Below are 21,832 nucleotides of genomic sequence, written 5' to 3'. Positions count from 1 at the left end.
AACGCTACAACGAACCAGTTTTCTGCGTTTTTTCAAGCTGAAGCAATTTAGACTGCTGAGTCCATTCAGGTGCCGGTTCTTCCCACGTGAACAAAATGATCTGCTGCACATCCGCGGCAGCCTGAAGTATAGGAAGAAAGCGTCCTCTTCTTTCAATATCTGTATGGCTGAATGCGTCGTCAATCAATAACGGAAAGCTCTGCTGCATACCAAGATGTCGGGAAAGCGCCAGCCGCATGCAAAGATAAAGCTGCTCAATCGTGCCTCTTGAAAGCTGCCCCAAGGCAATGTCCCTGCTGTATCGATCTTTCACAACCAAACTACCCGCTTCTGTCAGTGCCAGCCCGCTATACTGATCTGCTACCTGAGAAAACAAACTGCTGGCTTCTCTAAGGACTTTCGGAAATCGTTCTTCCTGAAACGTTCTTTTTGTTTGTGAAAGCATATCGTAAGCAAGTTTCCGTACAGCCCACTTCCGTCCAGCCGCTGTCAGCACCTGCTTCTGCCGCTGCAGCTCATGATAAGCTGCTGATGCTGTTGTGTCCGATTCAAGGTCAGCAAGCTTAACTTGCAGCGTGGCGGCGTGCTGTCGACATTTATCCAGCTCCTCCTCCACAGCCTCTTGTTCCGTTTCAAGTTTGGCAATCACTTGCTCCACTCTATCCTGTTCATATTCCACTTCTTCTGATCTGTACTTTCCGTCTGGCACAATGGCTCTTACCTGCACATGGAAATGCTCCAATTCTTCGAGAAGCTGCTTTCTTTTCCGATATTGCTCTGCTGCGTGCAGGAACTGATGGTAGTCATCAGCTCCGCCTTCTTCAAGCAAAATAGCTTTTTGTTCCTGTAACGGCTTGAGCTGCTTATCCAATTCTTGTAAAAACCGCTGTATCTCCTGCTGTCGTTCAAAAAGCTGTTCCTTTGCGTGTCTTAGCTTTTGCTGTGACTCGATTACATATTCTGCTTGCTCTATTATTTCCTCTGGCCGTGCACCAATTGTTACATCCATTATGTCACCCAGTCGGTCAATAGAATCCGTATAGCGCTGCTGCTCCTCTTCAAGCTCTCGCTTTACCCTGTTCTGTGCCTCTAACAGCTGCTCTTTTGCTTTCCACTCGTGAACCGCTTTCTCCCAATACACTAGTGGCACGTCCGTTAAGAAAGGAAATTTCTCTATCTGAATAGCTATCTGTTGCTCCAGATACTCTCTCCTTATTACTTGCTCAGACTGTTCTTGCTGTAACTCCATAAGCTGTACTTCCAACGGGTGACGCTGCTCCTCCAATTGACGCCAGCGGACTCGCAACTCCTTCTGTTCTGTGAGTTTTTCAGAAATATAGGAAGAGCTCTCAGAATGACCTCCGGGCTGATGCCCAAGGCGCCAGTTCAAACCAGCACCAACCAGCAGTAAAATACCACTTCCAGCTAAGAGCCAATTTGCAGTCAAAATACCAATACCACTTAATAGTCCTGCAAAAACAACCAAAAGGATAATAGGTGAAATTGTTCTCTTACGTAAATCATTTCCTCTATGTTTTCTGTCATTCTTGTTGTGAAGGTCCCTATATTCCTTTTCTGAAAGCAAACTCTGATGGATCCTATTTTGCAGATGATCCATTTTATCTATTTCCTGTCTCTTCTCAGCAATAGACTGATGAATTCGCTTACTCTCTGCCTGCAAAATCATCATTTTTTCCTGAAGCGGACGCCATTCCTCGGAGACTTCCGCCATATGTGAATTCCAGGCAAAATATTCGGGATACGGATAGCTGAGATGCACACGAGCTAGCTGATTTCGAAGTTTATCACGCTCTTCCTCCAATAGCTCGATACGTTTCTTCACAGCTGTCCAGTCTGTCCTGGCGCCCAGTTCATACAATTCCTTGTATAAGTCATCTTTCAACAACTTCTCTTTTGTCGACACCAAATCCTTTTGTATTAAAGCAGATTCCTTCTTGTGGACATGATATTGAGCTTCCAAAGTCTGAAGCTGATACTGGATTTTCTGCATCTGTTCGAATCCTTCAGAAGGAAAACCTTCCACATGTGCCAGCTGCTTCAGCTGTTCCTTCGCGAAAGCGGCCTTCTTTTGCCATGGAATAGCTTGCAGCACTTGTTTCTGGACACGGATCTGAGCGCGAAGCTCTGCCTTGTGATTTTGCAGCTCATTTGTTTTTTCAAGTGTTGCGCGCAGTTTCTCTTTATCCGGCTGATAAGCTGCTTCCTTGTCTGCTAGCTCTTGAACAAGACGTTCCTGTTCTGAGACGGTATGCAGCATAGCATTGATTCTCGGCTTCCTTCCTTGAGGACGGAATAGCTGCTGCAATTCCTGCTGCAGCTTTTTCTCCAGCTTATGAACATCTGCTGATCCTGTCTGACCTGCATCCAATAGGACTTGCCCCAGATGCTCCTTGTCTGTGAGCTGCAAGGAAATAAGTGCTTCCGTATCCAATGTGAAAACCTGGCGGAATACGGAAGCATCCATACCGCCAAGCTGGTCCTCCAGCCACTGCTGATCTTTTTGTTCAGAACCTCTATAGCAGACAGCTTCACCATTATGCCGATCCAGGATCCGTTCGACAACTGCTTGTCCACCAGGTAAACGGAGGGTGAGTCTTCCGCCTGGAGTACCCCCTGTCCTTGGTTTATAAGATTCCAGTTCCCGCGTACGCATCCCAAATAGTATGTAGATAAGAAAAGCTTTTAATGTGGACTTACCAGCCTCATTCTCCCCCTGGATGATCACAAGAGAGCTCTCTTGGAAATCGAAAGTATAATCATGCCATTTACCGAAATCATAAATATGTCCGCCGCTGATTTGCATCGTTATTCTACCTCCAATAAAGTTTGGAGCAGCAGTTGTTTCGCTTCACCGAGCAACTCCTGTAATTCTTCCTCGGAATAAAACTGCTGGATCTTACGGTATTGACGATTTCCCATCAACTCCTCCAAACTTCGTGTCATTTCATCAGCTGAATAGGAAGTGGTGTACAGCGCTGCAGTGAAGTCGTTACGTTCCAGAAGCAGCTCTTCCTTCATGTCAAGGGTTGCCTGTACCGTGAAACCTGCAAGTACAAGCTGGCGGCCCAGATTCTGCTGCTGCTCATTGATAATTTCAAGCAGCTCCTCCAAGCGCTCCTCCTGGCTCCATCGCATCAATAGATGGGCAGGACCATGGAAGATCACGTGAAGTACAGCATCCCCAAATGCTTCCTCCCATCGGAGACAGCTTTCCAGCAAAATCTGTTCCACATCATATAATGCTGATCCTTCTTTGACATCCACGTCCACTGTTTCAAATCGGATATCCTGCAAGGGAAGAAATGACATGACACAGGATTGGCCCTCCAACTCCACTAAAAAGCAGCCTTTCTCCCCAGACTCTTTGCGATGTCTGCCCTGGATATTCCCCGGGTATACAATAGGCGGCTGCTCTGACAATACCTCGCGTTTATGAATATGCCCAAGCGCCCAATAATCAAAGCCGGTATGCTTCAGCTCATCTACACTGAAAGGAGCATAGACATCCGCATCTCCGCCTGTCCCCAGACTGCCATGGAGCATGCCTATCTGGTAAATCCCTTCTCCTTTGGCTTCGTACTCCAGCGCCTTTCGAGATTTAATATGTCTTGTCGTATAACTGAACCCGTGGATCGCAGCTGCTGGCTCACCATTTTTCTCATGGAAGAATGTTTCCACTTTTTCGGTTTGAAAAATATGTACATTGTCCGGGTAACTCATCATTGGCTGTTTTCCTGTAAAATCATGATTTCCATACTGCATGTACACATCGATACCGTGCTCTTGCAACTCTTTACAGGCTTCACGCAAGGCAACAAGTGCTTTTAGAGATTGTCTGTTAGCATCAAAGATATCTCCAGCCAGTAAGATAAAATCAACTTTTTCAGATATTGCACATTGTACAAGCTGTTTCAAGGCTTGGAAAGTGCTTTCCTGCAGCCGGCTTTTCATAGCAGGATGCGCAGCAGTCAATCCTTCCATTTGGCTATCCAGATGAAGATCGGCAGCATGAATGAATGTTAGTTTAGGCAGCATAGAAGGTTCCTTTCTTTAGTCGTCGTTTGCTTCTATAGTAGCATGCACCTCTTGCGAATGCACGTTCGGTTTCAAAACAAAAGAAAACCCCCTTGCCAAATGGCAAGGGGGTTATTGCTTACGCCTCTGGCTGTCCGTAAAGCTCTTCCAAAGGTTTCGTGATGATTCTGCTGATATCATTGATTGCGATGTTCAGACGCTGTTCTTGTTCCATCAATTTTGCAATTTGTTCGTCCTGCTGCACTACTTGAACTACGCTTTGTGCTTTTTGAACTTCTTCTTCTGTAATTTCCTGTCCTTGCATTTGTTTTTGCTGCAATTCAAGTTGGATGTTACGGAAGTTTTCGAACATCTGCTTGGAAGATGGATCATTCATTACCGTATCATAAGCGGCTTTCAAGCCTTTGAATTCATCACTTTCACGGATTGCTTTTTCTAAGTCATACGCATGATCGTACATATTAGCCATGGGTACGTACCTCCTCATTTTTACTCAAGTTCCACTATAACAAACCGATAGAGCGCTGTATAGTTCGAACCATCAGATAAAGAGGGCGATAACTCCCTGAACGATCCCGATGATACCACCCAACAGGAATCCGAGGTATGTAATCAGCTTGAATTCTTTATTAGAGATAGCCAGGACAAGCTCTTCCACTCGTTCCAGAGGAAAACCGGATACTTCTTTCTCGACCATCTTGGAAAGCTCCAATTGTTCCATGATGACCGGCACCTGCTCAGATAGACGCTGTAGAACTCGTCCGACAAGCATGGTCAGCTTTTCTTCTATTACATGGTCTTGCATATCTTTCGTATACACCTGGATTGGTGTGTCTAGCAGCTCATCAAACGGGATCGATTTCCTGACGACTTGCTGAATAGCCTCTTCCACTGTTTCTGGACCGATTGTTTCCGTTACATCGCCTACTGTCTTGCTCATCAGCTTATTCAGCTCACTAGCAAGCAGCTGCTGCAGCCAGCGACGGGTGCCTTCTGACCCGACAGATTCGATGATAACAGGCTGAATTTTATCGACTGCACTGCTAGGATCCATAAAAGAGGACAGCATACTGCCAAGAAAACCCCTGCCTTGCAGAAAGCTTTGGACAAGCTCCTGTATTTTGCGACGGCCATCGTAGCTATCCACATAAGCTGCAAGCATCTGCTGAATATGCATTGCTGCTCTGTCAGCAGCAGCCTCTGTCTTTTCTTTCAATTCCTCTGGCAACAAGCTGCCTAGTTCTCTTTCTGCTTGTTTCTCCAGCTGTGTTTTTAATAATTCGGCAGCCTTTTTGTGCAATATATCCGTATCCACAGCTACATTAAAATCTAACAGCAGCTGACGCAATGTTCGTTCTGAACGCAAAAAACGGAACACTTCACGTTTTGCCCAACTGTTGACCTTCCATTGGAAGCCTTCATCAACCAGCCTTGCTTGCATGCCCTTCGGCGTAAGAAGATGGTCAACGACCGTTTTTCCAAGCGAACGGGCCAAGTCACTTCTGCGTTTTGGTATTAATCCCGGAGTAAATGGGACTCGCCATTTCCCTATATATATAGCGCGATGAGGCTTAAACAGCATCTTTATCGCTAAGTAATTCGTGATACCGCCAATCAAGGCACCAATAAGCGCCATGGATAAAATCAACCAAATATCTCCACTATTCATGTTGTATCGACCTTTCTGTTTACTTCGGTTTTAGTATAATACAAATAACACCAATTACAAAGAAACAGATTGTATGGATAGGAGAAGTGCGTATGAAGGAGGAACTGGAAAGACTATTTTCGGGTATCATAACGGCAGACGGCCTTAATGGACTTGATACGAATACATACCATTGGTTTCGATTGGAGAATGGGGAGACTATCGGTTTGCCAGCCAATCAGCTGAACGAACGAGAACTTGCCTTACTTCATCACTTTGGTTCACCTGTTACAATACCAACTGGCAGCAGTACAGATACAGCCTGGTATCAACTGCTGCACGGCGGAAAAACAGCGGATGAACTAACCGAGAATGCTCTATATTCGTCTGGCTGCCGCTTCATTTTCTTTACTGTGGAGGGGCGTGTTAAACCCGAGGTGTTCAGGGAAGCAATGGATAGTCTGACTGATCATCCGCTTGCATGCCTGTGGTTTACGAAGCAAACAGGCTTACTGATCGAGAGCCGTCAAACAGAACCTATTCTTTATGAAAAAGTCATCGACATGCTGATGTATGATTTATCTGTCCCGCTCCGGCTATTCGTAACTCCTTGGCTGCGTTCAGTAAAACACGCTTCTGAACAATATGAGTGGCTGCTGACAGTGCACAAACAGATTCCATTCCATTCAGCCAACCACGTGCTTCATTTCCATGATGCGTTACCGCAATTGATCAGTATGCTGATGCCGGAAAATGACCGAAAATATATCATGCATCACATCCTGCAAGGATTGCAAGAAGACGACGAACTGCTCCGGACAGTGAATATGTATTTCACTTGCAATCAAAATCTTACTCTTACAGCGAAAAAGCTGTATATACACCGCAATAGCTTGAATTATCGTTTAGACAAACTAACAGAGAAAACTGGTCTCGATATACGGAAATTCCAGGATGCGTTTGCCCTATACTTGGCCCTGCATAACCTTCCATAAAGAAAGAGGCACCGAAACGGTGCCTCTCTTGCCATCAATATTCAATTAGAATTGACCGCCGCTAAGCTGAGACTGTGCAGAAGCTACAAGACGTTTAGTGATCTCTCCACCGACAGATCCGTTTGCACGAGAAGTTTCGTTGCCATCAAGACCTACACCGAATTCTTGTGCGATTTCGAATTTCATTTGATCAAGTGCTTGTTGTACGCCAGGTACTAGCAATTGGTTTGAGCTGTTGTTGTTCGCCATGTTTGTTCACCTCCTATGCCTATAGTTTGGGCAAGAAGGCGCTTTTTATCAGGCTTACTTATTGGAACTCCTGGTCAAACATGGCAGTTACTTCGGATAAGTCATTTCTTCTGGTTTTATATAGGAATCGAATTGTTCTTCTGTCAGTAATCCACTTTCTATAGCTGCTTCTTTCAATGTTTTATTTTCAGCAAAAGCTGTCTTAGCAATCTTGGCAGCATTTTCATAGCCGATATGCGGGTTCAAAGCTGTCACAAGCATTAAGGACTCTTGAAGATTTTTTGCGATTTTTTCCCGGTTTGGTTCAATTCCGACTGCACAGCGATCATTGAATGAAAGCATACTGTCGGCCAGAAGCTGCGCAGATTGAATAAAGTTATAAGCAATAACGGGTTTGAAAACGTTCAGCTCAAAATTTCCTTGGCTGGCTGCAAATCCAATTGCAGCATCATTGCCCATCACTTGCACAGCTACCATCGTCACAGCTTCACTCTGGGTAGGATTCACCTTGCCAGGCATAATGGAGCTTCCAGGTTCATTTGCCGGAATTTCAATTTCACCGATTCCGCAGCGCGGCCCGCTTGCCAGCCAGCGTACATCATTAGCGATTTTCATCATATCTGCCGCAAGACCCTTCAGCGCCCCATGTGCATACACGAGCTCATCATGACTTGTCAGAGCATGGAACTTATTCACAGCTGAAATGAATTCTTTTCCAGTAGCCTCAGATAGTTCACGGCAAACCTTCTCAGAGAAATCAGGATGGGCGTTCAAGCCGGTTCCTACTGCAGTTCCGCCAATTGCAAGCTCTTGGACAAACGGCAGGCTTGTCCTGATCATCTGTTCCGATTTTTCCAGCATACGATGCCAGCCGCTGATTTCCTGTCCAAGTGTTAGCGGTGTTGCATCTTGCAGATGCGTACGGCCTATTTTCACGATATCCTGAAAAGCATCTGATTTTTCTTTCAACGTTGTTTTGAGCTGGATCAAAGCAGGCAATACCACATCTTCCAGCTGTGTCACAGCAGCTATATGTAGAGCTGTCGGGTAAGTATCATTGGAGCTTTGAGACTTGTTGACATCATCATTAGGATGCAAACGCACTTCTTTTCCTTGTTCTTCAAGCCACTTGTTTCCGACATAAGCAATAACTTCATTGACGTTCATATTCGATTGTGTCCCGCTGCCTGTCTGCCAGACAACTAGCGGAAAATGATCATCCAGCTCACCGCTTGTAATTTGATCCGCAGCATAGCCGATTGCATCACTTTTATCTTTTTCCAATAAACCTAAATCATGATTGGCCTTTGCGGCACTTTTCTTAAGCAAAGCGAAAGCGTATACAATTTCTTTCGGCATTCTTTCTGAACCAATCGGAAAATTCTCCCTGCTCCGCTGTGTTTGCGCTCCCCAAAACTTATCTGCAGGCACCTGAATTTCACCGATAGTATCTTTTTCCACACGAAATTCCATTTTACTTCCCCTCTCCAAAGTCTTCATTTGATAAGGCATCTTTATTGTAACAAATAATCTCTAATTTTGCGGCTATCATCTTCGGAAGGTTGGCCATCTTTTCATTTTTGAAAAAATTTAATAATTTCGCTACCTTTCCGGTTTACAATATGTTAGAATCGAGTTGAGTTAATAATCAATCAATTTTATTTCGTGCAGCATTTATAAGCACATTTGGACAAGTAAGTCTTAGGCATACCTTCTATGCCGCTAAATCTGTATGTGACCTCCCATCACATAAATTGGAGCCACTGCCCATTAGGACAGCGGCTCTTTTTCAGCTCTTAAGATCGGACTCCATTTGGAAATGCTCCTCCAATGTCGTTCCTTCTTCATAAATTTGCTTCGCCAGATCTTTTCCGACATATCGGATGTGCCATGGCTCATAGCTGTAGCCAGTTATATCGGATTTCCCTTCTGGGTAGCGAATGATGTAACCATATTCATGTGCATGTTCTGCCAGCCATTTCCCTTCATCTGTATCGATGAAAGTCTCTTCCAGCGCTAATGCCATCTCTGCAGATGTCAAATCGATAGCGAGCCCTGTTTGGTGCTCACTTCTGCCTGGTCTGGAAGATACTTTATCCGTCTCTTCCTGTCCTTGGGTCGCTACGTTATTCTCATAAATTTCCTTTTGCCTTGCTTCCGATCGGTACCCGCTTGCAGCCACAAGTTCCATCCCGTCCTTTTGGGATGCGTCAAACAGCTCTTCCAATGCTTCCGCTGCTTCTTTACGCATTTTTCGCTTCTCCAGATGCTCACTGAAGTAAAACGGTACGTCCGGCTCAACTAAGTCCTTCGGTTCCCAGCCATCCGGAAACTTTCTTGTTTTGTTCACGACAACTTCGATACTTTCCGGATTATCGACCGTCACTGGTTTCTCGATTGTCCCTACCACATCTTCTGCTTCTTCCTGATGCTGGTCAGGCTTTGCCTCAGCGGTTTCATCAGCAGCAGTATCTTCTTCCTGTACTTGTTCTGCCTGCCGATTGTCGGTCTGCTTCTGGGCAGTTTTATTTTCATTTGTGTCTTGATTCTGGCTTGTTTGCTGGTTTTGACATCCAGCTGCAACTAACACAGCGCTAAGCGCAGCAAACAGCATCAAACGCTTCATTTCTAAAATCTCCTCTTCGTACATCTAGTTTTGAAAATATTATAGCATAGGTGCTAATTATTTTCGCACGTAAAAAGACCTGCCTTGTCCGATGACAAAACAGGTCCTATAAAAATTTTATGTTATTCCAAAGTATAGGGGCGGTAAGCTGCACTTAATTCCTTGAATCGTTCCGCGTCTTTTTGGTCGATACACTCATTAATCTGTGCTTCCAGTTTATTCTTGTTCCAGGTAAAGTAAAATTCATCCAGCATAAGTCTTGTGGCCAGCTTCACTTCAAACGAAATTTCCCGTTTAGCAGTAACATAAGCACGCTTCCTCTTCGTTCTTTGCAGACGATAGACAACTTTATGCTTTTTCATGGAACGATTCCCCCTGGTTCCTTTTTTCCATTATGCTGGATTCACATTAATTTTGCAACAATTTTCTGATTTGTCCGTTAAATTAATGTAAATGCGGAACGGGGTGATGTTTATGTTCATTCGGATCAGGCGGTTTGACAAATTTCAATGTCAGTAATGCTGCAACAAAAGCTGCTCCAGCAAATGTAACGATCAACCAAATAAAATCCACTTTCAGCAAAATGGCTACAGCAGGCGGACCAGCAGCAACACCGACGTAGCGCATGGCACTTAACAATGATGTGATTGTCCCGCGAACATCCTTTTCCATATTGCTTGTAACCAAAGAATCCAAACAAGGCAGACCTGCTCCGATTCCTACGCCCGCAACAAGGAATACCGCCATCATGAAGAAAATCCCCTTTGAGAAATAGAGAGCGATTGTTACGACACCCGCAACAAGCACACCTGTGAATATAATCCACTTCATCAGCTTCCCGTTATTTTTGATCCATTTACCTGTCAGATAGGATGCCAGACATAATGCTGCCAGTGGTATAGCCAAAACCGCACCCTTCAGTATGCCGTGCATGCCGTACTTCTCTTCCAATACCGTGCTCAAATAGAATAGGATACCGAAAAGAAGAAACATAAGAATGGCCCCAATCAGGAAGGTAGCTGTAAGCCAGCCGCCATGTTCATGAAATGTCGCCTTCGTGTTTTTCAAGAATGTCTTAAAATCATTGCCTTTTTTATCATCTTTCGGCTTTTTAATAAGAAAGAGCACCAATAAGAATGAAATTGCACAAAACACAGGGATCGCATAAAATGGCAGATACCAAAGGAACCCCGCCAGCAGTGCTCCAAGCACTGGGCTCAATACCTTCCCAAAAGTATTGGCAGTTTCAACAATACCTAGTGTGGCACTGACGTCCTCTTCTTTTTCAAACATATCTCCGACTAGCGGGAGTACAACTGGTGCTGCACCTGCAACACCTATCCCCTGCAGTATCCTTCCTATCAGGATCCATATATACGGATTATCACTGCCAACAGCAAATATCCCAGCTATCAGTCCGCCAGCTCCAGCTATAACCAACGAAGGCAAAATAACTGCTTTGCGGCCGAAACGATCGGATAAGAAGCCAGCAACCGGGATGAATATGATAGCTACAATGGAATAGAATGTAATGATAAAACTTGATTGCAGTTTGGTTATATCCAATTCCTTTTCCATCAGCGGAAGCACGGGCAGCAGCATGCTGTTCCCAAGTGTCATGATCAAGGGGATGGATGCCAATGCTACAATTGCCCAGCGCATATCCTTTGGTGATTTTCCTGATTTACTTGTTGAAGCATTTTTTTCACCCATATGTCGTCTCCTGCCTTTCACAAACTACTTTCATTTTCTGCAAGACAGGAGTTTTTTATCCAACGAAAAAATCCCAGATTCGTCTGGGATTAATTTGCCTGCTGCAGCAGGGCTTCTTGATCTGCATAAGTCCAGTAACAATTGCGCCAGCCTTGTTCTCGAGCCAGCTCCTCGAAGTTCTCTGCCTCGCTGCCGTAGAAACGGATGATCGCTCGCTCTGGTGTCTCTTCCTCGGGACCGATCACGATATCCAGTTCCTTGTAAAACCGTACCCCTTCCAAGCTGCCTTCAATAATGATCTTTTCCTGGCTCATTTTTTTCAACCCCTTCGTATAATGATGAATCAGAAGAATATAATGTACTATCTTGTACCCATTCTGGACATGCATTAACCGTTCCTGCTCCAGAATCAGATCGGAGGAAATTTTACATATGGGCCAGTATGATAATCTGAAAGCTGGTGAGAAAGGAGCTTTGCTCAGCATAGCTGCATATTTGCTGTTATCCTTTATCAAATTGCTTGTCGCCTATGTCGGTGATTCAGATGCCTTGCTTGCCGACGGGCTGAACAATACAACAGATGTCGTAGCCTCTGTTGCCGTATTAATCGGACTGCGCATCTCCCGCAAACCGCCTGACACTGACCATAGATACGGTCATTTCCGGGCGGAGACAATCGCATCTTTAGTTGCTGCCTTCATCATGATCACCGTTGGCCTTCATGTCTTGTTTGATACACTGGAGCGTTTAATGGAGCCGGATTATGTCCAGCCTGATATGCTGACAGGCTGGACTGCCTTAGGCGCAGCAATCGTTATGATGCTTGTATACCGTTACAATTCCACCTTGGCAAAACGAATCAAAAGCCCCGCACTTATGGCTGCTGCACAGGACAATCGCTCAGACGGGTTGGTCAGTATAGGTGCTTTCGTAGGAATATTCGGAGCTCAGTTCGGCTATTACTGGCTAGATCCTCTGGCAGGCTTCATCGTAGGAATACTGATCTGTAAGACAGCATGGGATATCTTTTATGATGCAACCTATTCCCTTACGGATGGATATGATGTGGACAGGTTATTGAAGATCCGTCATAGCATCCTCGAGGATAAAGATGTTTTGGAGGTTGTCGAAATCAAAGCAAGACTGCACGGTAATCAATCCCTCGTTGATGTCATCATCCGAGTCGACGCATCTCTCAATGTAAAAGAAAGCCATGCCATCACGGAAAGATTGGAAAGGCTCCTTATCAAGAAGCATGATATATTCCATACTTTCATCCATATCGAACCATAGAAAAAAAAGCCTATACCAAGCATGGTATAGGCTTTACTTTATTCCTCATCTTGATTTGTCAGGATGACTGGACCATCTTTTGTGATGACGATTGTATGCTCATATTGAGCGGATAAAGAACCGTCGACTGTACGAGCCGTCCAGTTATTATCATCCATTTGGCTGCCCCATTCACCGATATTAAGCATCGGTTCAATTGTGATGACCATACCTTCTTTCAAGCGTGGCCCTTTATTCGGCAACCCAAAGTGCGGGATATGCGGATCTTCGTGGATAGTAGGACCGATTCCATGTCCTGTGAAGTCACGCACGACTGAAAAACCTTCTGCTTCTGCGTATTCCTGGATTGCATGACCGATATCACCGATTCTCGCCCCAGGCTGCGCTTTTTCAATTCCTTTGTACAGGGATTCTTTTGTGACTTCAAGTAATCGCTGTGCTGCTTCACTGATTTCACCGACTCCATAGGTCCAGGCAGAATCCGCTAAACCGCCATTTAAATTAACAACCATATCGATTGTTACGATATCTCCATTTTTCAATGGCTCGTTTCTTGGGAATCCGTGGCAAATTTCATCATTTATAGAAGCACAAGTTGCATATGCGTAGCCATTGTAGCCCTTCTGCTCGGCTGTTGCGCCATGCTTGGCCAAATATCCTTCCACGAATTGATCGATTTCCATTGTTGTAATGCCCGGCTTGATCATGTTACGGATTTCTTTATGAATATCAGCAAGCAGCTGTCCAGCTGCTCGCATCATTTCTATTTCACGCTCACTTTTGCGATTAATCATATATTTCTCTTCCTTTCTGACGACAAAGCTTACTTTTCCACTATAGAGTGTATCATATTATGCCAAAACGTTTAAATCGTTACGCTGATTATGTTATTCAATCCAACCGTTCATCGTCCTTCATATTGGAATGACTGGCAATCAGCAAAGCGAAGACAAGCAGGACTATCGCCAACGCATACAGAAGGATTGTAAGAGGATTTTCATGGTCAATGATAATCAGCCGAATGATTGCTGTAATCCCTATGTAGATGAAATAGCGAAGCGGAAAATGGTAGTCATGCGTGAAGTACTTGATGATCAAACTGATGAACTCAAAATAAAGGAAATATACGATGATTCCTTCCGCCAGATAAAAGTAGCTTACCTCTTCATTGCGTATTAGCAGTACATCGAAGATGAATACTGTTTTCTTCAGAAGGAAGACGACAAGTATCATTGCTAGGATGGTCAAGGTAATATTCAATACTGTTTGGAGAAATACGGCAATAAATGCCGTTTTCTTTTGCAGATTCCGCATTTTTACCACCTCCTATGCTTGTCTTAAATATACTAGTAAGAGCGACATGATATGCGGAAGGATATAGCCTTTTTTTATGGCAGATAATCTTGAATATTTGGCAAGGAAAGCCCAGAATGGAAGTAATAGACAAGGAGGTCCTGCAGTGATACAAATCGACCATGTACATAAGCAATATGGAAATAAGAAGGCTGTGAGCGATGTCAGTCTGATAGTCCCAAGCGGCAAAATATTCGGTTTTCTTGGACCAAATGGTGCTGGTAAATCGACAACGATCAAAATGGTAACCGGTGTCTTGCCGGTTGATTCAGGGACCATCACCATTAATGGGAAGAACATCACTTCGGATACAATTGTTGCGAAGCAGGAATTCGGCTACGTCCCGGATAGCCCAGATTTATTTTTGCGGTTAAAGGGATTGGATTATCTCCATTTCTTAAGTGATATTTATGGGATTGCAGCGGATGTTAGAGAGGCTAGAATTGAGGAATACAGCAAGATGTTCAGTATCTATGAAGCACTAGGAGATCAAATCAAGACTTATTCGCATGGAATGCGGCAGAAGCTATTTATAACCGGCATGCTTGTGCAGCAGCCCTCTGTCTGGATTCTGGATGAGCCAATGACAGGCTTGGATCCCAAATCCTCTTATCAACTGAAGGAACTAATGCGAAATCACGCAGCGAACGGCAACACTGTCTTTTTCTCCTCTCATGTGCTAGAGGTGGTGGAACAGCTTTGTGACGAAGTGGCCATCATCCGGAAGGGTGAGCTTCTTTTCCAAGGTACTCTAACGGAAATGCGGGAAAGATTCCAATCCGATGAAAGCTTGGAGCATATCTTCTTGGAGCTGACTCAGGATGCATAGGCCGATCCGCTCCCTCGTCCGTATCCAGCTGAAGATGCAGTATGCCAACGTATTCAAGAAACCAAGTGTAGTTATCGGATTAGTATTCGGGATAATTGGATTACTTTTTATCGGCATGATATTCGGCGGGTATATGCTGCAGATCATTGACATGATGTACAGCTTGCTGGAACCGTCAGGCAATACCGAAGCCATTTTAGGCTCCTTATTCTTGATGAATTTCTTTCTCATTTTCATCTTATCGTTCATGTTAATCATGAATACGTTCTATTTCACGGAGGATATTTCGTCATTCCTTCATCTGCCGGTCCACTCTTATCAGCTGCTTATCGCCAAGTCGATGAATCCGCTGATTTATGTCTATTTGCTTACAGCTGCCATGTATTTCCCTGTCAGCATTTACTATGGCATATTAAGCGGTGCTGGCTTTATGTATTATGTCTTTGTCCTGTTTCTTTTCTTCCTGATGCCAACCATACCATATGCATTAGCGGCAGCTGTAGTAATGTTCACCATGCAGTTTGTCAATAGAGGGAAGAACAAGGATAGAAGTAAAGTCATCGGTGGTATTATCGGATTTATTTTGCTCATCTTACTGAATGTAGTCCTGCGCTTACAGCAGGATCCAGAACAAATCGCACAAGTGATAGCTGATAATGCCGAAAAAGGCGGACTGCTGCAGATGGCAACATTGTATTATCCGCCAGCTGCACTGATGTCACATATACTTACAACTGCAGGAGCCTGGCAAAGCCTGCTTTACTTTATCATCGTAATGCTGCTTGCTTTTGCTGCGGGGCTTGTCTTCTTTGCAGCTGCGCAGAAATTCTACTTGAAGGGTGCATTAGGCCTTAATACTGGTTCGGGTAAAGTATTCAGCGGCAAAGGGTTAAGCCGGAAACCGAAGACGATCGTCAGTGCTTATCGTACAAAAGAAATACAGACCATTTTCCGGACGCCGACATTCTTCCTGCAATGTGTCGCTGGAGCTTTTGTAATGCCTGCACTACTGGTTGTGATTTTCCTCATGGGGGATTTTGCTTCTGCCACAACCATGATGGAAGGGATAAGCGGCAGTATGTTATTTGTCGTCATCCTCTTCGCCAATGTCTTTTCCGTTGGACTTAACCCTATCAGCATCATCAGCTTCTCAAAAGATGGACAGAGCTGGGAAGCACATCTGTTTCTGCCATTAACCCTGCAGCAGATTGTCCTTGCCAAACTGCAAGCTGCGTTCCTCATTAATCTACTACCGCTCACCGTTATATTCATGGTTGCTGTACCCGTGATACAGATGAATGTATGGGAAGCATTGATATGGGTGGTTATAGCTTTGTTAGTTAATGCCGCAGTTACTGTCGTCGGAATGGTCAGCGACTTACTGTATCCAAAACTCGGCTGGACGGAAGAGACAGAGCTATTCCAAAATAGGCTGGCAACTCTAATCTCCATCGTAATAACAGCGGGGGCATTCGTTTTCCTTTTTGCTCTGCTGCTCATACTGAAAATGTCTATGCTTGTTTCATTCATTGTTACAGTGCTGTACATCAGTGTGGTTATCGTTTTCCTATTATATTTAGTCAGCAGGCTGCTGAAAATTGCTGACCGAGCAACACTCTCCAGATAAAAAGAAGCTTTGCACGATATTGTGCAAAGCTTCTTTATTTATAAATTAATAGTGGCAGCCGTAGCCATATCCATAATCGCAGCCACCTACATAGGATGAACCGACAATAATCAAAAGGATGAATAACACAACCAAAAATGCGAAGCCGAAGCCTCCCTCATTACCTTTAGACATTTTACTTCCCCCTTTTCCTACAGGATACTGCATTGTATGTGCAGAACCCAGAAAGGAGCGGGCGCATACCTATTCCGTCTTACACATAATCCTTCACTGCATAACGTTTCCCATTTTCAATTTCATTTCCGGTCAGAATTTCGGCCAATACACCTGCAACAAACATTGGATCCCTAAGCGACTTGTTCGTTACATAATCCTTGAACTTCTGTACATCCTGGAATTGTTCTGGTTCGCTCGAACGTATATCTGCCTGCATATCCGTATCCATGATACCAGGATTGTAAGCAATAGCGATATTACCAGTATCAGCTTCGGCCTCTTCAAGAGCGACAGTTTCCGTGTAGCGGTTCAAACCAGCTTTTGATGTGCTATAGGCGCTCCAGCCATGCACAGAACGTTCCGCTGCACCAGAAGTGACATTCACGATGATAAGCGGGATATTATGCTTTTTAGCATATTTGAGGAAAATCGAGCAAGCCAGCATTGGTGCAGTCAAATTAATTGCCATATGAGCTTCCCACTCCTGCAGACTGTAGGCATCAGCAGTTGCAATCGGACCGACCACACCTGCATTGTTGACTAAATAAACAGTATCGTCGGCTTTTGTGAAAATGTCTTCTGCTAATTCCTCGAAAACGTTCGCAGACGCCGCTGTATCCTGTAAATCACCATAGCGGTACGTATAACCAGCATTATCCTTTCCTTCAAAGGAAGGAAGATTATCACTATTCTTTCTTGCAACTCCTATTACTTGAATGCCTTTATCCATTAGTTGCTTGGCAATTGCTTCCCCCAATCCGCGGGAAGCCCCTGTTACTACTGCTGTTTTCATTTTTTCTCCTCCAATTCCCGTAGTATAGCTGGGATTTCTGCATAGATACTGACGATTTCTTTTATCGGCATTCGCACCAATCCGCTCGATGACGGAGCCACAAATTCTATAACATCTTGCATCACCGAAGCTTCCTGAATACCCCAGCCAGTCTGTTTTACCTTGCTGTATTGCTGGTAAACGCCTTTGCCGACAAAACATGCCACCTGCGGTCGGTAATAAGCTAGTTTTTCCCGGAGCATCCTCGCTCCTTCTATGTATTCTTCCTTTGTTATATCTGCTGCAGCCTTGGTTGGTCTGGCCACTATATTCGTAAAACCTATTCCCTTACCCAGCAGATCCTGATCTTCAAAGGGTTCACATTTTCTCTCTGTAATGCCAGCTTGATATAAAATATTCCAGAATCGGTTATTGCGATTTGCATAGTGATGACCGGTTTCGCTTGAGCGTACACTTGGATTGAAGCCGATGAACAAAAGCCGCAGTCCTTCTTGAATGTGATCCGGTATTGGTTCAAGTTCCATTTCAGCACCTCCGCTCTTCCTCCATTGTAGCTTGAGGGACCTCAAGACGCAAAAAAGCACAGTTTGACTGTGCTTTCCCTTAGTTATTGATATATATCGCCTGACTGCCAAGCTGCTCCCAAGCCTTCTCGAAATTTTCGCGATCCACTTCCTGGTCTTTCTGGCCATATGGGTTATTGATGAACACAGTGTCTTCTGTATAACCTGTAACTGCGACGCTATGGACACTGTAAGTAACGTCAACTGCTCCATTTGGTGTGTCCCATGTTTGCATGTCATTAACCGGAGCAAGAGTCGCAGTTGTGATGATCCAAACCGGATTGCCATTATCCAAAGATTGATAAATAGCCTCTTCGACTGATTTACCAGTCATGTCAACTGCCTTTTCACCTGCTACTTGTTTCGCAACATCCATGACTGGTCCATGATAAACACCAAGTCCTGGCCCATTTGGCATGTCTCCGACGAATCCCTCATTTGGATCGCCATGCAGACCGTTGTCATAATTCAGCGGTACGTTTTCAATTTGATCGGCCAAGTCATTCTTTGTTACATCATATCCTGCATACTGCAGGACCATCGCTAAACTCGTTACCTCACAGCCATTATATAGCCGTGGTGCGTCCATTTGGTTAAGAAGCGGCACATCCAAGGGCCCGTCCTCAACCGCTGATAACTGCAGCACATCTTCTTTGTGCGCAATCTCTGTTTTCCTCGTTGCAGTATCTGATTCCGCGCGTATTTCATCCGAACGGTTCTGGTAAGTCAAAATAGCAAATATAAGAGCCAGGGCTGCCAAACTCACTAAGATGATAACATATTTATTTTTCATTTATTCTCTCCTGTTGAATAGCTAGTTGAAAGGCATGATACTAATTATAAAGTAGCCCAGCTTACTATGACAATATACATCAATCTTTTAATAAAAATAAGGACAAATGCCATACTAACCAGGAGGTGATTGGAAATGAGCAGAAAAAAAAGCCAGTATGAAAAAGCAGCTACCAGTGTAAACAGACAAGGACTATCAGAAGACGCAGCAAATCAGGAACCGAAAAGCCAGCTGGAGCAGCGCGCTAAAAAAAAGAACACGAAAATATAAGAAATCCAGCCTCACTTGAGGCTGGATTTTCATTTTTTCCGTGCTACGACGAACCAAAGCTGGGCATCCTGTTCTGCACCTGCTTTAAAATCCACTCGCTGTTTATGAAGTGTCATCTCGACAACTTGATAGTCATCATCAAGCAGCGCATACAATTCTTCTTCCTGGAAGAAATGCGCAATCCGGTCATGCACGAGGAATGTATCCTTTTCCATCTCCACTCCAGAACCATATAGCTTCTCATCTCTTGCTGACAGGCAAGAGAAAATCAATAATCCATCCTTGCGCAGCAATGATGTGAAATGATCAAGCAGTTGTTCACGCTCTTCTTCTGTGTACATATGAAGGATACTCGATAGATAAATGCCGTCAAATCTCTCTGTCGAAGGAAACGGCAAATTTAAATAGTCTCCTACGAAATGATTTACATTGGCTAATCCAACTGCCTTAGCATGGCTGCTGGCACGCTCGATAGCCACTTCTGATATGTCACACGCTGTCACTTCAAATGCATATTCCCCAAAGAAGTTGCTATTCCTTCCATATCCGCATCCTGGTACGAATAACTGCTTCGCCTGATCCGCAGCAAAATATGGATAAGCCATGACAGCTGATGGTGTTGCTTCCGTTCCCCAAATGTCCCCTGCTTCAAAACGACTATTCCAATATGTTTGTAACATCATACTCATAGCGCCATTTCCCCCAGCATAGAGTTATATATACTTTTGGTAAATTATTTTACAAAGAATTTACTATGCATAGTGTAACATGTTTGGACAAGGATGAAAGGGTTATTTCTAAAAAAGATTGTAAAGAAATACTTATTATAATTTGTGCATTTCTTCACTTATTCCCACTCTTCTCGCAGCAGTCCCATACGAATGGAATCATAATATTCTCCATTATAATATCTGCATTTTCTCATACGGGCTTCCATCGTCATACCAAGCTTTTCCCCGAGCCGCACCATCCGTTTATTTCCTGACCAAGTTGTATAACCTACCCTAACAATCGGCATCGCCTTGAATAAATGTGATATCCATTGCCGGAGGGCCTCTGTCCCGTAACCTCCATTCCAATAGGCAGGATCATAGATTGTGATGCCCATCTCCAGCCATCTGGAAGGTTCATGTTCCCAGTAATAACTTACTGTTCCGATGATAGCTCCATCTGTTTCAATCACCCATTGGTCTGGAGAATCTTCATCAAAGCGATAGCTAGCCAAGAATTCTTCCCTCGGCACGTGAACCAAAGGAAAATAAGGTGCGTCCCACTTTTTCCAATCTGGCTCCTTTTCTCCATATTTCAGCTTCCATAACACAGGTCCGTCCTCTTCTTTAGGCGGTCTGATTTTCAGATCAATCACCCTGTCATTCCTCCATTCGAACATGTGGCCACAGCCGCTGCCAGTTTTTCTGTTTTATTCTTTTCAGATAGATAGGATGATAGCTTGCGGCCTTCACGTATAATGGAGTCGGCGCAATACGGCAAGCCAGTAAATCATCCACTCCATATGGCGCAAGCAAGCGTACCTTCTCTCCCTCAAAAGTTACACCAATACTGGTAGCTGTTTCCGGATAGCATTCAATAGCATGCTCCGTATCTCGAAAAGCAGGCATCCTATTGACTTTATGCATTCTGGCCTGGTTTTTTACGGACCATGGTATATCAGGTATCCTCTTCCGCAGCATATTTTCGTATCTTTTTTCTGTTGCTTTCTTTGTATCGGAAGCATCAAAATACACAACATCAACATCCGGAAGCGGAGTTCTTCGAGTATACCCATGTTGGACATCCCAAACCTTTGATCGGACAAATCCGGCGCTTATACAGAAATCAGGGAGGTGTAACATCGCTGCTGCGCTGAGCACTTCCATCATCCATTTGTCTTGTTTGATTGCTTTTAGTATATCTTCTTCTGTTTTAAGCATTAGACACATTCCTTTTTAGCTATTCAGCGTGTATCTTATTTAGGCTCATACCGGTGCACCTTCAAATCAATACGTCCATTCAAGATCTCCAGCCCTTCTTCATACAATCTCTCCAGCTGTTCGTTTCGTGTCTCTTCATCTTGAATTTTCAGTTTTCCATCGGCACTGATGACGCGATGCCACGGAAGATCATGTTTTCGGCTCATGCTATGTAATATTCTTGATACTTGCCTCGCTCCTCGTGCTTTACCGGCTGCGTCACCGATTTGGCCATAGGTCATGACCTTTCCTTCTGGTATTGATTTAATGATTTGAATCACTTTTTCGGTGAAGGGATCCATCACATACCCTCCTTCTTTTAGAAGTATCTGACAATTAGTATAGCAAACTTCCAGTCGCTGTGAAATTTACATGAAAATATGATAGACTCGTTCTAAATAGTCTAGCAGGTCAACTTCTGTTTAACATCATGCTGGACGGGCTATGTAGTAAACGAGAGGAGAATGTGTGATGAAGCATATTGTATTTTTTGACGCAAGCTGCCCACTTTGTTCAACTGCAAAGCAAGTTATCCAAAAATTGGATTGGCTGGATAACGTGAAATGGATCCCGGTACAAAATATCGAGAATTACGAGCGTTTCCGTTTCCTTGCCAAAGGTGATGTGTACGACCGAATTCATATGATGTCTTTCAAAGGTGATATCTACAAAGGACATGAAACTGTCAAGAAGGTATTGACACTGCTGCCAGTTACCGCAGTATTAGGATGGATCCTGCATCTTCCATTCCTTGATCCCTATTTGGAATCCCTATATAAATGGGTATCCGATAACCGCCATGACTGGTTTGGCACAAAACAATTAAAAGCAATTTAAA

26 protein-coding genes are annotated in these 21,832 nt (G+C 44.2%); 6 read left to right on the top strand and 20 right to left on the bottom strand.

All coding sequences use genetic code 11. The annotated features are described in order from the left end of the window. Positions 1 to 4 precede the first annotated feature (4 nt). The 4 genes from ACH6C1_RS12205 to ACH6C1_RS12190 form a co-directional block, all read right to left on the bottom strand. Positions 5 to 2,824 carry an ATP-binding protein gene (locus ACH6C1_RS12205; RefSeq protein ID WP_374077436.1) on the bottom strand — a complete coding sequence of 940 codons (2,820 nt, stop codon included), beginning with the start codon at positions 2,822 to 2,824 and terminating at the stop codon, positions 5 to 7. Positions 2,825 to 2,826: 2 nt separating this feature from the next. Further along, complete coding sequence (locus ACH6C1_RS12200; protein WP_374077434.1) at positions 2,827 to 4,056, bottom strand: metallophosphoesterase family protein; 1,230 nt, start codon at positions 4,054 to 4,056, stop codon at positions 2,827 to 2,829. Positions 4,057 to 4,174: 118 nt separating this feature from the next. Next, positions 4,175 to 4,525, bottom strand: coding sequence for a YlbF/YmcA family competence regulator (locus ACH6C1_RS12195; protein WP_095223743.1), 351 nt, complete (start codon positions 4,523 to 4,525; stop codon positions 4,175 to 4,177). Between the two features lie 72 nt (positions 4,526 to 4,597). Further along, positions 4,598 to 5,725: a DUF445 domain-containing protein gene (locus ACH6C1_RS12190; RefSeq protein ID WP_374077432.1), complete on the bottom strand. Its 1,128-nt coding sequence runs from the start codon at positions 5,723 to 5,725 to the stop codon at positions 4,598 to 4,600. A 92-nt stretch (positions 5,726 to 5,817) separates the two neighbouring features. On the opposite strand from ACH6C1_RS12190, the gene ACH6C1_RS12185 reads away from it, so the two are divergent. After that, positions 5,818 to 6,699, top strand: a complete 882-nt coding sequence (locus tag ACH6C1_RS12185) for a PucR family transcriptional regulator (RefSeq protein WP_374077430.1) — start codon at positions 5,818 to 5,820, stop codon at positions 6,697 to 6,699. Between the two features lie 45 nt (positions 6,700 to 6,744). On the opposite strand, the gene ACH6C1_RS12180 is transcribed toward ACH6C1_RS12185, so the two are convergent. The 6 genes from ACH6C1_RS12180 to ACH6C1_RS12155 all read right to left on the bottom strand — a co-directional run bounded on the left by ACH6C1_RS12180 (position 6,745) and on the right by ACH6C1_RS12155 (position 11,601). Beyond that, positions 6,745 to 6,948 (bottom strand): alpha/beta-type small acid-soluble spore protein, encoded by a 204-nt coding sequence (locus tag ACH6C1_RS12180; RefSeq protein WP_095223740.1) that lies wholly within the window; start codon positions 6,946 to 6,948, stop codon positions 6,745 to 6,747. Between the two features lie 87 nt (positions 6,949 to 7,035). Next, entirely contained in the window at positions 7,036 to 8,421 is a 1,386-nt protein-coding gene (gene fumC, locus ACH6C1_RS12175) for a class II fumarate hydratase (RefSeq protein ID WP_374077428.1), read from the bottom strand. A 316-nt stretch (positions 8,422 to 8,737) separates the two neighbouring features. Continuing rightward, on the bottom strand, positions 8,738 to 9,574 hold the full coding sequence (locus tag ACH6C1_RS12170; protein ID WP_374077426.1) for a M15 family metallopeptidase: 837 nt from the start codon (positions 9,572 to 9,574) through the stop codon (positions 8,738 to 8,740). 122 nt (positions 9,575 to 9,696) lie between these two features. After that, positions 9,697 to 9,936, bottom strand: a complete 240-nt coding sequence (locus ACH6C1_RS12165) for an IDEAL domain-containing protein (RefSeq protein ID WP_366249238.1) — start codon at positions 9,934 to 9,936, stop codon at positions 9,697 to 9,699. Between the two features lie 82 nt (positions 9,937 to 10,018). Further along, complete coding sequence (locus ACH6C1_RS12160; RefSeq protein WP_374077424.1) at positions 10,019 to 11,287, bottom strand: MFS transporter; 1,269 nt, start codon at positions 11,285 to 11,287, stop codon at positions 10,019 to 10,021. Positions 11,288 to 11,376: 89 nt separating this feature from the next. Then, positions 11,377 to 11,601, bottom strand: a complete 225-nt coding sequence (locus ACH6C1_RS12155) for a hypothetical protein (RefSeq protein ID WP_374077422.1) — start codon at positions 11,599 to 11,601, stop codon at positions 11,377 to 11,379. 118 nt (positions 11,602 to 11,719) lie between these two features. Here ACH6C1_RS12155 and ACH6C1_RS12150 point away from each other — a divergent pair, with 118 nt between their 5' ends. Next, entirely contained in the window at positions 11,720 to 12,580 is an 861-nt protein-coding gene (locus ACH6C1_RS12150; protein ID WP_366249235.1) for a cation diffusion facilitator family transporter, read from the top strand. 38 nt (positions 12,581 to 12,618) lie between these two features. On the opposite strand, the gene map is transcribed toward ACH6C1_RS12150, so the two are convergent. Both map and psiE read right to left on the bottom strand, forming a co-directional pair. Beyond that, complete coding sequence (gene map / locus ACH6C1_RS12145) at positions 12,619 to 13,374, bottom strand: type I methionyl aminopeptidase (RefSeq protein ID WP_095223733.1); 756 nt, start codon at positions 13,372 to 13,374, stop codon at positions 12,619 to 12,621. A gap of 97 nt (positions 13,375 to 13,471) precedes the next feature. Next, positions 13,472 to 13,894 (bottom strand): phosphate-starvation-inducible protein PsiE, encoded by a 423-nt coding sequence (gene psiE, locus ACH6C1_RS12140; protein ID WP_374077419.1) that lies wholly within the window; start codon positions 13,892 to 13,894, stop codon positions 13,472 to 13,474. A 145-nt stretch (positions 13,895 to 14,039) separates the two neighbouring features. Between psiE and ACH6C1_RS12135 the strand changes: the two genes are divergently transcribed. Together ACH6C1_RS12135 and ACH6C1_RS12130 are read left to right on the top strand one after the other, a co-directional pair. Further along, positions 14,040 to 14,762 (top strand): ABC transporter ATP-binding protein, encoded by a 723-nt coding sequence (locus ACH6C1_RS12135; RefSeq protein WP_374077417.1) that lies wholly within the window; start codon positions 14,040 to 14,042, stop codon positions 14,760 to 14,762. Further along, positions 14,755 to 16,389 carry a hypothetical protein gene (locus ACH6C1_RS12130; protein WP_374077415.1) on the top strand — a complete coding sequence of 545 codons (1,635 nt, stop codon included), beginning with the start codon at positions 14,755 to 14,757 and terminating at the stop codon, positions 16,387 to 16,389. The genes ACH6C1_RS12135 and ACH6C1_RS12130 overlap by 8 nt, the downstream gene beginning before the upstream one ends. A 45-nt stretch (positions 16,390 to 16,434) precedes the next feature. Here ACH6C1_RS12130 and ACH6C1_RS12125 read toward each other — a convergent pair whose 3' ends face one another. The 4 genes from ACH6C1_RS12125 to ACH6C1_RS12110 all read right to left on the bottom strand — a co-directional run bounded on the left by ACH6C1_RS12125 (position 16,435) and on the right by ACH6C1_RS12110 (position 18,754). After that, positions 16,435 to 16,563, bottom strand: a complete 129-nt coding sequence (locus tag ACH6C1_RS12125; protein WP_095223730.1) for a YjcZ family sporulation protein — start codon at positions 16,561 to 16,563, stop codon at positions 16,435 to 16,437. A 79-nt stretch (positions 16,564 to 16,642) separates the two neighbouring features. Then, complete coding sequence (locus ACH6C1_RS12120) at positions 16,643 to 17,398, bottom strand: (S)-benzoin forming benzil reductase (RefSeq protein ID WP_374077413.1); 756 nt, start codon at positions 17,396 to 17,398, stop codon at positions 16,643 to 16,645. Continuing rightward, entirely contained in the window at positions 17,395 to 17,922 is a 528-nt protein-coding gene (locus ACH6C1_RS12115; RefSeq protein WP_374077411.1) for a mismatch-specific DNA-glycosylase, read from the bottom strand. The genes ACH6C1_RS12120 and ACH6C1_RS12115 overlap by 4 nt, the downstream gene beginning before the upstream one ends. Positions 17,923 to 18,001: 79 nt before the next feature. After that, positions 18,002 to 18,754: a C39 family peptidase gene (locus tag ACH6C1_RS12110; protein ID WP_374077407.1), complete on the bottom strand. Its 753-nt coding sequence runs from the start codon at positions 18,752 to 18,754 to the stop codon at positions 18,002 to 18,004. Positions 18,755 to 18,889: 135 nt separating this feature from the next. Between ACH6C1_RS12110 and ACH6C1_RS12105 the strand changes: the two genes are divergently transcribed. Continuing rightward, the gene (locus ACH6C1_RS12105) at positions 18,890 to 19,024 is read left to right on the top strand and encodes a small, acid-soluble spore protein L (RefSeq protein WP_141234158.1); all 135 of its coding nucleotides are present in this window, start codon (positions 18,890 to 18,892) and stop codon (positions 19,022 to 19,024) included. 29 nt (positions 19,025 to 19,053) lie between these two features. On the opposite strand, the gene ACH6C1_RS12100 is transcribed toward ACH6C1_RS12105, so the two are convergent. From ACH6C1_RS12100 to ACH6C1_RS12085, 4 genes are all read right to left on the bottom strand, one after another. After that, a complete protein-coding gene (locus ACH6C1_RS12100) occupies positions 19,054 to 19,713 on the bottom strand; it encodes a class I SAM-dependent methyltransferase (protein ID WP_095223726.1) in 660 nt (219 codons plus the stop codon). A 158-nt stretch (positions 19,714 to 19,871) separates the two neighbouring features. Beyond that, positions 19,872 to 20,390: a GNAT family N-acetyltransferase gene (locus tag ACH6C1_RS12095; protein ID WP_374077404.1), complete on the bottom strand. Its 519-nt coding sequence runs from the start codon at positions 20,388 to 20,390 to the stop codon at positions 19,872 to 19,874. 4 nt (positions 20,391 to 20,394) lie between these two features. Then, positions 20,395 to 20,955 carry a nucleotidyltransferase family protein gene (locus tag ACH6C1_RS12090; RefSeq protein ID WP_374077402.1) on the bottom strand — a complete coding sequence of 187 codons (561 nt, stop codon included), beginning with the start codon at positions 20,953 to 20,955 and terminating at the stop codon, positions 20,395 to 20,397. A 35-nt stretch (positions 20,956 to 20,990) separates the two neighbouring features. Continuing rightward, positions 20,991 to 21,296: an MGMT family protein gene (locus ACH6C1_RS12085; protein ID WP_374077400.1), complete on the bottom strand. Its 306-nt coding sequence runs from the start codon at positions 21,294 to 21,296 to the stop codon at positions 20,991 to 20,993. 169 nt (positions 21,297 to 21,465) lie between these two features. On the opposite strand from ACH6C1_RS12085, the gene ACH6C1_RS12080 reads away from it, so the two are divergent. Next, positions 21,466 to 21,831 carry a thiol-disulfide oxidoreductase DCC family protein gene (locus ACH6C1_RS12080; RefSeq protein WP_038559150.1) on the top strand — a complete coding sequence of 122 codons (366 nt, stop codon included), beginning with the start codon at positions 21,466 to 21,468 and terminating at the stop codon, positions 21,829 to 21,831. Position 21,832 lies beyond the last annotated feature (1 nt).

The organism is Terribacillus sp. JSM ZJ617 (assembly GCF_044383785.1).
In the GTDB taxonomy this organism is placed as follows: Bacteria; Bacillota; Bacilli; order Bacillales; family Amphibacillaceae; genus Terribacillus.
This window is presented reverse-complemented; position numbering and strand designations above follow the sequence as displayed.